Consider the following 11,463-nt stretch of genomic DNA (forward strand, 5'->3'; position numbering starts at 1 on the left):
TCAGGGGGCGGCGTGGAGCCTGCCCGGCCGAATCGCGCCCGAGGCGGGGAGGGCGACGCCGTGCGCCGGAACGTCGTGACGGACCAGCGCGCCGGCCGCGATCGTCGCGTCGTGGCCGACGGTGATCTCGCCGGTGACGATCGCACCGGCATAGATGATCGTGCCGTCCTCGATCACCGGATAAACCGCCTCGTTCGCGGCGCGACGACCGAAGGTGACGTTCTGATAGACGGTGACGTCGGCGCCGATCACGGTGTCGGCGCCGATCACGATCCCGACCGGGTGCGGCAGGCGCAGCCCGGGGCCGATCTTTGCGCTGGGATCGATATAGCAGCCGTAGCCGAAGACGATCCGCCGCCAGACCAGTTTCTCGACCAAGCGACCGAGCGGCCCGCCGCGCAGATAGGCGTAGCGCATGATGCGGTACAGCGTGACGACCGCGAAGCCGGGATTGAGGAACCAGCCGATCAGCGCGCCCTTCACGCCGTGGCGCGAGGCGTTGGCGTAAAGGTCGCGCCGCCAGCTCATCGCGCCGCCACCGCCGCGATGGCGTCGGTATAGGCGGCGTGATTCTCGGCGACGATCTTGTCCTCCGCGAACCAGCCGAGCGCCTGCGGGTCGCTGAGCCCGCCCGCGCGCCACGCGGCGGCGTCGCCGAGCGCGGTGTCCATCGCTGCGGCGAGCGCCTCGACATCGGTCGGTTCGTAGGTGATCGCATGGCGCGCGAGGTCGGCGATCTCGGGGATGCCGCCCGCCTCGGCACAGATTGCCGACAGGCCGTAGGACAAAGCCTCGATCAAGGTTCGCGGCAGCGGCTCGGGCCAGACCGAGGCGATCAGTACCGTGTCGATCGCGCGGTAGAAGTCGCCGGCCTGCGAGAAGCCGAGCCATTCGATGCGCGGATCGGGATAGCGCGCCTTCAGGTCGGCGACGTACTCGGGCACGCCGACACCGGCGATACGCAGGCGCCAGTCGGCGCGGGTGACGCGGGTGGTCGCCTCCAGCACCACGTCGATGCCCTTTTCGGCCTCGATCCGGCCGATGAAGCCGAACACGAACGGCGCGTCCGGCGCCTTGGTGTCGCGCGGCTGTTCATCGAGCGGCACGATGTTGAAGATGCGCCGCGCGGGCACGCCGGGGAAATAGCCCTCGGCATGGTGGCGGCGGATGACGTAGTCGCTGTTCGAGACGAGCTGGTCGACGCGGGCGGACTCGGTCTTGCCGGGCGCGGTGAGCACGCGGCATTCGAGGCAGCGCGTCGTGCAGTTCGCGCCGTTCTTGAACAGCGCCGAGCGGGTGCACATCACGCCGTAATCGCGCAGCGTCTGCACGAGCGGCAGCTTGCGCTTCTTTATCTCGCGCCAGATCGCCGGGCTGAACCCGGTGATGACGTTGCAATGGACGACGTCGGGGCGGACCTCGTCGAGCAGCTTGCCCATGCGGCGCGCGGCGGCGCGGTTCCAGCGGTTGCGCGCGTGCCATTGCAGCCGCTTCAGCTTGGGCTGCGCGGGCGCGTCGGGGTCGTACGGCCAGTAGATGTTGTCGATCGGTAGGCGACGCAGCGTCACGCCGTTCTTCACCTCGGTAACCGGCGCGGCGATATCGTCGAGCGTCGCGACCACCACCTCGTCGCCGGCGCGGACCAGTGCCTCGGCGAGCAGCGACACCGATTTCTCCGCGCCGCCGATCTTGTGCGGCGGGTAGAGGACGTTGACGATCAGGACCTTCATCGCGCCGCCACCTTCGCGCAGGCGTCGGCGAGGATCTGCGCCGAGCCACGCCATGTGTAGCGCGCGACGCGCTGTTTGCCCTTCGCCAGCCGATCGCGGCGGAGCGCGCCGTCGTGGTCGTCGAGCAGCATCTGCATGAGCCGCGCGAGCGTGGCGTCGTCATGCGGCTCGAAATAATCGGCGGCGTCGGCGCAGACTTCCTGCACCGCGGGTGCGGTGCTGGCGAGCACCGGGCATTCGTTGACGAACGCCTCCAGCGGGGGAATCCCGAAGCCCTCGTAGATGCTCGGGAAGATCAGCGCGCGCGCGCCCTGCATCAACCCGGCGACCTCGGCATCGTCAAGCCGGCCGGGGAGCAGCACGTCGGCACCCGGCTCGGGCAGCCCGGCCGAGCCGAACACCGAGCGGTCCATCCGCCCGACCGCGACCAGCTTCGCGCTGCCCGGCTGGAGCCGCGCCAGCGCCCGCAGCGCGACCGCGAGGTTCTTGTTGCGGGTGAGATTGCCGAGCGTGAGGAAATAGCCGCCCTTGGTCAGCCCCAGTCGCTCGATCACGCCGGCATCGGGCGCGATCGACAGATGCTCGGCGCCGTTCGGGGCGACGACAATGTCCTTCGCGGCGACCGGCAGCACGTCGGCGAGTTCGCGGCGCGAGAATTCGGAAACGGTCGCCACCACCGCGCGGCGCGCGAGCAGCCTGTCGAGCCAGCTATGCGCGAGGACATAGGGCTTGCTGAAATGTTCGGGATGACGCTGGACCGCGGCGTCGTGGATCACGACGACCTGGCGGCGCAGCGCGACCGGGCCGGTCATCGCGAGGCACAGAGCGGTACCGCGGCTGGCGGCGCGGGCGTAATCGACCTGATCCCAGTAATGGCCGGCGCGCTTGCCGATCGTCTGCGTCTCGATATGCCGCAGCGGCAGCGTGCGCGCGCCGGGCGGGGTGAGCAGGACGTAGCGTGCTGGGAGCGCACCGTCGCCGGCCAGCGCGTCGAGCGCGGTGACAATTTCCTGCGCATAGCGCTGCACGCCGCTGATCGGCTGGGTCAGGAAGCGCCCGTTGATGAAGACGCTCTGCATCAGCGCGTGCCGACCAGTTGACGGTAGAGCCGTTCGGTCTCGTCGATCATGCGCATTCCGTTCACCTCGTTGCTGCGCCGCGCGGCGGCGGCGGCCATCGCGGCGCGCGCGTCCGCATCGGTACCGATCAGGGTTGCGGCCTCGACCAGCCGGTCGACCACCGCTTCGTCATTCGCGACGATCATGCCGCAGCCGGTGTCGCCGATCACATCCTGCGCGCCCGCCACCTCGGTGGTGACGATCGGGACATGCGCGGCGAGGCTTTCGAGCAGGACGTAGGACAGCCCCTCGTAGCGGCTGGTCATCATCACCGCGTCGAAGGCGGGCAGATAGTCCTGCGCCTTGGCGGAGCGTTTCCAGATGAAGCGATCCGCCATGCCGGAGGCGGCGAGGTCCTGCTCGACCGCCTCGGCGCATTCGCCGTCGCCCAGCAAGACCGCGCGCAGCGCCGGCACCTGCGTCATGGCGCGACGCATCGCCTCGACAAAGCGCTCGGGCGCTTTCTGATAGGAAAGCCGTCCGACGAAGCCGATCACCGGCGCATCGTCGGGCAGGCCCAGCGCGGCGCGCGCCTGCGCACGCGTCACGTCGGGAATGGTGATGACGCCGTTGCGGATCAGGTGGCAGCGGCCGTCGGCGATATGCAGCTTGCGCGCGAACGCCAGCTCCTCGCTGGACACCGCGATCAGCGCATCGGTGCGCGTCAGCCCGAGCGCGATCTCCGCGCCGTTGAACAACACCCGCGCGGGCAGCGAGGCGCCGGCATCGAGCCCGCGGAAGGCGTGCGGCGTATAGACGCGCTTCGCCCCGCCGACATCGGCGAGCCGGACCAGTGCGCCCGCCTTCGAACTATGGCCGTGAACGATATCGAACGGCCCGGCGCGGCGCACCGCGACGCCCAGCGCGCGCGCCGAGGCGAAATCGTGCAGCCCGAGCGAGCGGTGCATCTCCAGCGGTTCGGCAGTGATCGGCAAGGCGGCGATTTCCGCCAGGTGCCGCGCCTCGGCACGCACCGCCGAATAGATCAGGTGAACGTGATGGCCGCGCGCCTGGAACGCGCCGGCAAGATCGAGGACGTGGCGGCTGGCACCGCCGCCGCCCGCCTCGATCACGAGACAGATGCGCAGGGGCGCCCCCGTCATCGTCCTGCCGCCATCGCCGCCACGCAGGCCCCGCCGCCGTTTCGCGACGACATCCCACGCTTGGGCACAACCCGTTGCACCAGCTCAAACTCCCTGCCGTATTATGAACACGGCCGCTCGTCCCGGCGGCAGCCTCGCACGCCGCGCCTTCTAGCCGTGTGGTTCCGCCACGCGCAAGCGCGTAACGATCCGGCGTGTGGTCAGCGCGAGGAGTCGGTGTCGACGCGCGCGGTGTTCGAAGGATCGATCCACACCCCGCTGCCCGCGGCGACATAGGCGGTCTTGGCGGGCAGCCGCGCCAGCCCGGTGGCGACGTCGGCGCGATCCGCCAGCATCCGCATCGTGCCCGGCTGACGCGCGAAGCGGCTGCAGCTATTGTCCTTCAGCACGACATCGGCGGCGTTCGACACCGCGATACACCCCTGGTCGACGCCGTCGATCTGGTTGTCGCGGATCAGCAGCCCGGCGTTGAGCGGCCCGGGGGCGAGCGGCGCCTGCCCGCCGGGGCCGTTGCCCGCCAGCTCGCCGAAGACGGTGATCGCCGCCCAGACCCGGCCCGGCCGTGTATCCTGCCCGGTATCGGCGATGCGGTTGTTCGCGACGACGACGTTATAGGCGCCCGCGCCTTCCTTCCACGCGGCGCTGGTGAGCAGGCGGATCGCATTGTAGCGCAAGCCGGCGAACTGATTGTCCTTGATCAACCCGTTGGGCGCCTGCGCCAGCACGCCGTGGCAGATGCAATCCGCCATCCGGTTGCCCACGATCGCATAGCGTTGCGACAGCAGGTCGAGGTTGCGCGCATAGCGGGCCGCACCGGCATCCACCGGCGTGGTGAAGGTCACGCGCATCCGCCCGGCGGGATCACGCGGCGCGCGCGTGGCGACGTCGGCGGTGCCGAGCAATTGCAGCCCGGCGTCGAACAGCGCCAGCCGCGCGCCCGGATAGACGCGCGCCGTGGCGCCCGACAGCGTGGCGGTGCGCCCGCCAGCGTCGACGCTGGCGTCGATGATCGGGCTGGCGATGTTGATCGCATCGTCGCCGGTGCCGGTGAAATCGCTGTCCTCGACCAGAATGTCGCCGCCGGCCGCCGTGACGTGGAAGCCGTCATAGGCGATCGCGCTGCCGCCCCCGCCCAGCCTGGCGCCGACGATCGCCAGCCCGCGGCCCATCAGGTCGGCGACGATCCCGCCGCCCGCCGAATCGCGCACCGTGACATGATCGAGAATGATGTCGTGCGAGACCGGCTTGTCGCCCGGATCGCCGATGCGGATCGCGCCGCCCTTGTACCAGGTGAGCTTCACCTGCACCGGGGCGCCCGGCGCGAAATCGCCGAGCCCGCCGGGCAGCATCCCGCCCGCGCCGAGCGCCTTGCCCTGCTTTCCGAACAGCGTGCGCACGCCGGCGGGGCCGGCGGCCGAAACCTGATAGATCGGTGCGCCGGCGTCGGGAGCGGGGCCGGAGAAGGCGAGCCGCCCGCCCGAGACGCGCGCCTTCACCACTGGTGGTCGCGCATAGCCGACCGACAGGCCGCGCAACGTGACGCGCGCCGCATTGGAGATGAGGATCCCGTCGCCCCATTGCGCGAACACGAGTTGCGCGCCCGGCCCGTCGATCAGCACGTCGCTGAGCCCGTCGAGCGCCAGCGCCGGTGGACCACCCGCGATGGGCCAGGTGCCGGCGGCCAGCCGCAGCGTGCCGCCCCCCGCCGCACGCAGTCGCGCGAGCGCCGCAGCGATCGCGGGGCCGTTGTCGCCGGGTGTCGGATCGAGCGCGATCACCGGCCGTCCCGCGACGCGCGGCGCCAGCACCGCCAGCGTGACCGGGCGTCCGTCCGCCCCCGTCCAGGTGCGGCGCAAGCCGTCGCCGCTGGCAGGGGACTGGCGCGGATTGGTCGCCAGCGCAGCCCAGTCCGCAGTGGCGCTTTGGGATGGCGCAGGGGTGCAGCAGGTCGCCACCAGCACGGTGAGTGCGGCAGGGAAGCGGAATGCGAGAAGACGGGACAAGGGAACCCTCCACGATAGGCATCATCTACATAGCGCGAGCCCGGACGTGCGGGCACGCGGACGCTCCGCAGATCGACGGTTCCCTGCGCCGCCTTGCCGCATTTCGTCGAGCGTCCCAATGCGCCAACATGTCACGCGGTTGCGTGTATGGTGCAGTGCACGCTATCAGCGGCGCCATCAGAAAAGGCGTAAGGACCAGCATAATGGCGCTCGTAGGCGGAGACCGATTGCCGTCCGCACGGCGCGCGCCCGCGGGGCGCGTACCCTTCGTGCCTTATGGTACGCGGGCCAAGGCGTTCGGCGGCATGTTCGCGCTCCACTTCGCGTTGGGCGCGGCGATCGCGTTCGGCGCGGTGACCGCCCCGTCGGCGGCCTGGGCCTATCTGGCGTTGCTGCTGTTCGGATCGATGTCGTTCGGGCTGCTGCGGACGTCGCCCGCCACGTTCCTGCTGTTCGTGCCGTTGATCGCGTTGCGGATCACCGAGTTCATCTCGGGCGCGGCGATCGAGGGCGGCGCGTACATGGTCGAAACCGAGATCACCGGTCGCGCGACGGGCGCGTTTGCGCGATTGTTCCTGATCTACGTGCTCTTCTTCCTGACGGCGACCATCGTGGTCGAGGCGTCGTGGCCGCGATTGAAGCCGCTGTTCCGCGAGGCGCCGACCCGCTGGCTGCCGCAAGGACGGCTGATCTCGATGGGGTTGCTGGTCGTGATGCTGGCGGCCACGGCCTATCTGGTGCGGCTGGGCCTCAACAACGGCTTCCCGCTGATCTCGCACCTCGACCGGTTCGAATATCTCAACAAGATCAACTCGCCGATCTACTCGGGCTGGATGACAAACCGGACGGTGCTGGCGCCGTTCATGGGGGCGCTGTTCTGCGTTCCCGCCTATCGGTTGCGAGCCGCGCTGTTCCTGGTGTGGATGCTGGCGCTGTCGGTGCTGTTCGGCGAGAAGTTCACGTCGTTGTTGATGCTTCTCAGCATCTTCGCGATCCCGGTCGGGCTGGTCCATATCGCCAACGACCGTTCGATCCCGACCGGTGCGATCGGCGGGATCGCGGTGGCGGTGGTGGTCATCACAGTGCCCGCGGTGCTGATCGCCTATGGCGCGCTCACCAACTTCGACAATGCGGTCCAGAGATACGGGCAGCGCGTCGCGTTGCAGGGGCAGCTCTGGTATGTCGCGGACGACAAATATCTGGCGACGACGCGGCTGGACGACCGCGCGATCGGCGCGGACGTCGCGTCGTGGATGCAACCGGGCGAGCAGAATGCCGAGGGCGCGGGAACGCGATTCGGCCTGTACTACGTCATGCAGCGCTTCACCGCGTCGCGGCTGCTGGGCTGGGCGATGGAAGGCGGCACCGGATTCGTCTTCTCGCTCTATCCCTATCTGTTGATGACGATGGGGATCATCGGGCTCTTGCTCGTCTCCTCGATCATCGCCGCGTTCCACGCCTTCGTCATGCGGATGGTGGCGCAGACGATCGCGGAGAGTAACTGGATCGCCTCGATCCTGTTCGGTCGCGCGATGAGCTCGCTGTACGGGGGCTATACGACCGGCTTCCTGTGGAATTTCTTCGGGATCAAGAATCTGGTGACGATCGCCGTCGCGCTGTTCCTGACGTGGGAAGGGCAGCGGCGCGACAGCCGGGTGCGCCGGATGATGCAGACGCTGGCGCGTCGCCGCTGATCGCGCGCCCCGGCCCCCGTTCCGGGCCGGGGCGAATGCCGTACGCGCCAAGATGCTAGGCGCGTAGTTAACTTGCCATAAACCTCACTTATAAAGGTGATCGTGGGGCGTGCTTGGTATCGGGGGATATCAGGCATGGGTGGGAAGTATTCGGCATGTTGAGCTCTGTCTACAACGCGTTCAGCGTTGATGATTACTTGAAGGATCAGGCGTGGGCGGGCGGAAAGCTCGACGCAATCCAGTTGCATGGCGGTACCGCGGGCTGGAAAGACTGGCTGTCGTCGGTGCAGTGGCAGGCCGACATGTTCGCCAATCAGGACGTGTCGATCATGTGGTCGATCCCGCTGATCCCGTACGGCGCTAAGCTGGGCGACGCGGGCGCGGGCAAATACGACGCCAATTATCTGGCGATGGCCAAGCAACTGGTCGCGTCGTCGGCCGGCGATGACAAGATCTATGTGCGGCTGGGCTGGGAATTCAACGGCAAGGGCTGGAATTCGTCGTCCGCAGTCGGCGAGCCGGACAATTACGCTGCGGCGTTCCGCAAGTTCGTCGATGCGGCGCGTACGGTGTCGGACAAATTCGTCTTTGAATGGTGCCCCGGGCTCGACGTGTGGGACATGAATCCCGAAGACGCGTATCCGGGCGACAAGTATGTCGACGTGATCGGCGTCGACATGTATTATAACACCGCCTGGCACAACAAGGATCCGGTCAAGGCGTTCGACTGGTTCGTGAAGCAGCCCTATGGTCTGCAATGGCAGCAGGACTTCGCCGCGGCGCACGGCAAGGAAACCGCGGTCGCCGAATGGGGCATCAACACGGACTCGCCCGAATTCGTGAAGCTGGCCATGCAGTGGATGGCCGACCACGACATGGTGTACCAGAATTACTGGGATTCGAACGCGGCATTTCCGGGTGAGCTAAGCAAGGGCCAGTACAAGCAGGCCGCGGCCGCCTATCTGTCGATGCTCGATCAGGTCGCCAAGCCTTCCGACGCGGTGACGCGCGTGTCGGCGATCGACAATTACCTGCGTGCGGGCGAGGTCGCGCTGACGCTGACCGGCGATGCGATCAAGGGCTCGGGCAACGCCGACCACAATGTCATCACCGGCAACGCGATGGACAACGACCTGTTCGGCGGCGCGGGCAACGACAAGATCTATGGCGGCGCGGGCAACGATCGCCTTGACGGCGGCACCGGCGCGGACACGCTGGTCGGCGGCACGGGCAACGACACCTATATCGTCGACCATGTCGGCGACAAGGTGGTGGAGCGCGCCGGCGAGGGGATCGACACGGTCTATTCCAAGGTCGACTACACGTTGGGCGACAATGTCGAGAACCTGTATCTGGTGAGCGGCGCGACCAAGGGGACCGGCAACGCGCTCGACAACGCGCTGTACGGCACCTCGGCGGGCGACGTGCTGAGCGGGCTGGACGGCAACGACACGCTCAACGGCTATGCCGGTGACGATGCGCTGTTCGGCGGCAACGGCAACGACAAGCTGTTCGGCAACGAGGGCAACGATTATCTCGACGGCGGCGCGGGCGCGGACACGATGGACGGCGGCACCGGCAACGACACCTATGTCGTCGACGATGCCGGGGACGTGGTGCGCGAGAGCATCGCCGGAACCAGCGGCGGGACCGACACCGTCTACAGCTCGATCGACTATACGCTGACCGCCAATGTCGAGCATCTGTACCTGACCGGCAACGCGCGGGTCGGCAACGGCAATGCGCTGAACAACGGGCTGAACGGCACCGCGGGCAACGACATCCTGCATGGCATGGGCGGCGACGATTATCTCTGGGGCAATGCCGGAGACGACCAGTTGTTCGGCGATCAGGGCAACGACTGGCTGTACGGCGGGGCGGGCAACGACCGGCTCGACGGCGGCGCGGGCGCCGACACGATGGACGGCGGCGCGGGCGACGACACCTATATCGTCGATAATGCCGGCGACGTGGTGATCGAGAGCGCGGGCGCGGGCAGCGGCTATGACACCGTCTATGCGCTGGTGAACTACACGCTGAGCGCCAATGTCGAGGCGCTGTACCTGACCAACAATGCGCGGATCGGCACCGGCAACGCGCTGGACAACGCGCTGTACGGCACCAATTTCGCCGACACGCTGTTCGGGCTGGCCGGGAACGACGTGCTGAGGGGCTATGCCGGCGACGACACGTTGCTGGGCGGCGCGGGCGACGACACGCTCTATGGCCATGAGGGCAACGACTATCTCGACGGCGGCACCGGCGCGGACACGATGGAGGGCGGGGTCGGCGACGACACCTATGTCGTCGACAATATCGGCGACCGCGTGATCGAATATTACACCAACGGGCAGGGCGGCGTGGACACCGTGCTGTCGTCGATCGACTATACGCTGGGCGCCAATGTCGAGAATCTGACGCTGACCGGCAATGCGCTGAGCGCCACCGGCAATGCGCTGGACAATGTCATCCGCGGCAACGCCAAGGACAATGTCATTACCGGCGGCGCGGGCAATGACACGCTGTATGGCGGCGGCGGCGCGGATCATTTCGTATTCGCGAAAGGGTCGGGGAAGGACGTGATTGCCGATTTCGGCAAGGGCGATCACATCGATCTCGGCGCCTACGACCTGTCGGCGGCACCGACCGTCAGCAACGTCCAGGGCGGTACGTTGATCGACCTGGGCGGCGGCGACACGATCCTGGTGTCAGGAGTGACTGCTAACCATCTGGTGTTCAATGACGGAAGCTTCGGCTTCATCTGAGCGACGAATCATTCGTGCGGGCGCAACAACCGTCGTCCGCACGGGTGGTTCCCATCGTGATACACATTGTCGAAAAGCGTCCCGATGTCGGGCAACGTTAACAATAAGCGTTTCTTGTCTATGATATAGCGCCTCTCCATTCTGTTCGCACAGGTAGCGTAACAGGGATGTAATGTATGAAGAGGGTCTGGGTGGGCGCCGTCGCGGCGCTGACGATGGCGGTGCCGGCCGCGGCGGCGCCGACGACGGTGACGGTCACCGGCTCGGTGATGAGCGGCATCGATGCGGGCGGCCAGTTCGGGGTTGCGGGTGCCAGCCTGGCGGGACGGCCGTTCAGTGCGATCTTCACGATCGACCAGGCGGCGGGCAGCTCGCTGAACGAGACGGCGACGTCGTCGTACCTGGCGGGCATGGGCGCGGCATCGCCGATCAGCGCGGTGCTGACGATCGGTTCGGCGAGCTATCGCTTCGCGGGTTCCCAGAACGGTCTGGTGCGCGTCACCGATGCGGCCGGTAACGGCGGCACGGATTCGGCAATGTTCTTCGTCGACGATACGGATCTGTCGCAGCAGCCCAACGACAATACACTGCTGAGCCTCGGCTTCGACACGCTGCGCAACGTGCTGTCCAGCCCCGGCTTTACTGCGGTGGCGGTGAGCGATTTGAACCTGTCCGACAATGCCAAGGGCGTGGTCAAGATCGCCAACCGCGACGCGACGACGGGGGCCTTCGGCACGCCGACGGTAGCCGATCTATCGATCGAGACGATCCGCGCGACCGTCACCTCGCCGGTGCCGGAGCCCGCGACCTGGGCGATGATGGTTGCCGGGTTCGCGATGGCGGGCGTCGCGCTGCGCCGCCGCCGCGTGGACGCACGGGTGCGCTTCGCCTAGGGTCTGTACTCAACCGCAACAAGGATCGTGATCGCCCGTGGAAGGCCGCCCACGAGGAGTGCAGCGCAGTCGGGTAGCAGAGCTACCCGCAAGCAAGCGACGACGCTGGGCGGCCTTCCACGGGCGACCGCTACGCGGCGGGCGGCTTTTGGCGCCA

At 67.7% G+C, this 11,463-nt stretch carries 8 protein-coding genes; 3 read left to right on the plus strand and 5 right to left on the minus strand.

The window, feature by feature from the left end; translation table 11 throughout:
• From SPHPH_RS19965 to SPHPH_RS0115910, 5 genes are all read right to left on the minus strand, one after another.
• Entirely contained in the window at positions 1 to 528 is a 528-nt protein-coding gene (locus tag SPHPH_RS19965) for a serine O-acetyltransferase (RefSeq protein ID WP_051273057.1), read from the minus strand.
• On the minus strand, positions 525 to 1,730 hold the full coding sequence (locus SPHPH_RS19970; RefSeq protein WP_162143935.1) for a glycosyltransferase family 4 protein: 1,206 nt from the start codon (positions 1,728 to 1,730) through the stop codon (positions 525 to 527). The genes SPHPH_RS19965 and SPHPH_RS19970 overlap by 4 nt, the downstream gene beginning before the upstream one ends.
• On the minus strand, positions 1,727 to 2,809 hold the full coding sequence (locus SPHPH_RS0115900; RefSeq protein WP_028967589.1) for a glycosyltransferase family 4 protein: 1,083 nt from the start codon (positions 2,807 to 2,809) through the stop codon (positions 1,727 to 1,729). The genes SPHPH_RS19970 and SPHPH_RS0115900 overlap by 4 nt, the downstream gene beginning before the upstream one ends.
• Entirely contained in the window at positions 2,809 to 3,951 is a 1,143-nt protein-coding gene (locus SPHPH_RS0115905) for a glycosyltransferase (RefSeq protein WP_028967590.1), read from the minus strand. The genes SPHPH_RS0115900 and SPHPH_RS0115905 overlap by 1 nt, the downstream gene beginning before the upstream one ends.
• 200 nt (positions 3,952 to 4,151) lie before the next feature.
• Positions 4,152 to 5,954 (minus strand): serine/threonine-protein kinase, encoded by a 1,803-nt coding sequence (locus tag SPHPH_RS0115910; protein ID WP_156026052.1) that lies wholly within the window; start codon positions 5,952 to 5,954, stop codon positions 4,152 to 4,154.
• 203 nt (positions 5,955 to 6,157) lie between these two features.
• On the opposite strand from SPHPH_RS0115910, the gene SPHPH_RS0115915 reads away from it, so the two are divergent.
• The 3 genes from SPHPH_RS0115915 to SPHPH_RS0115925 all read left to right on the plus strand — a co-directional run bounded on the left by SPHPH_RS0115915 (position 6,158) and on the right by SPHPH_RS0115925 (position 11,306).
• Positions 6,158 to 7,648, plus strand: a complete 1,491-nt coding sequence (locus tag SPHPH_RS0115915) for a DUF6418 domain-containing protein (protein ID WP_156026054.1) — start codon at positions 6,158 to 6,160, stop codon at positions 7,646 to 7,648.
• Positions 7,649 to 7,803: 155 nt separating this feature from the next.
• On the plus strand, positions 7,804 to 10,413 hold the full coding sequence (locus SPHPH_RS20565; protein WP_051273059.1) for a glycosyl hydrolase: 2,610 nt from the start codon (positions 7,804 to 7,806) through the stop codon (positions 10,411 to 10,413).
• Between the two features lie 176 nt (positions 10,414 to 10,589).
• Positions 10,590 to 11,306: a PEPxxWA-CTERM sorting domain-containing protein gene (locus SPHPH_RS0115925; RefSeq protein ID WP_028967593.1), complete on the plus strand. Its 717-nt coding sequence runs from the start codon at positions 10,590 to 10,592 to the stop codon at positions 11,304 to 11,306.
• Positions 11,307 to 11,463: the final 157 nt, after the last annotated feature.

It is taken from the genome of Sphingomonas phyllosphaerae FA2, assembly GCF_000427645.1.
GTDB classification, from domain to species: Bacteria; Pseudomonadota; Alphaproteobacteria; order Sphingomonadales; family Sphingomonadaceae; genus Sphingomonas; species Sphingomonas phyllosphaerae.

What these genes read in the sequence shown, in the direction of transcription:
- SPHPH_RS19965 (WP_051273057.1), bottom strand. Translation starts at nt 528, where the DNA reads ATGAGCTGGCGGCGCGACCTTTACGCCAACGCCTCGCGCCACGGCGTG.
- SPHPH_RS19970 (WP_162143935.1), bottom strand. Translation starts at nt 1,730, where the DNA reads ATGAAGGTCCTGATCGTCAACGTCCTCTACCCGCCGCACAAGATCGGC.
- SPHPH_RS0115900 (WP_028967589.1), bottom strand. Translation starts at nt 2,809, where the DNA reads ATGCAGAGCGTCTTCATCAACGGGCGCTTCCTGACCCAGCCGATCAGC.
- SPHPH_RS0115905 (WP_028967590.1), bottom strand. Translation starts at nt 3,951, where the DNA reads ATGACGGGGGCGCCCCTGCGCATCTGTCTCGTGATCGAGGCGGGCGGC.
- SPHPH_RS0115915 (WP_156026054.1), top strand. Translation starts at nt 6,158, where the DNA reads ATGGCGCTCGTAGGCGGAGACCGATTGCCGTCCGCACGGCGCGCGCCC.
- SPHPH_RS20565 (WP_051273059.1), top strand. Translation starts at nt 7,804, where the DNA reads ATGTTGAGCTCTGTCTACAACGCGTTCAGCGTTGATGATTACTTGAAG.
- SPHPH_RS0115925 (WP_028967593.1), top strand. Translation starts at nt 10,590, where the DNA reads ATGAAGAGGGTCTGGGTGGGCGCCGTCGCGGCGCTGACGATGGCGGTG.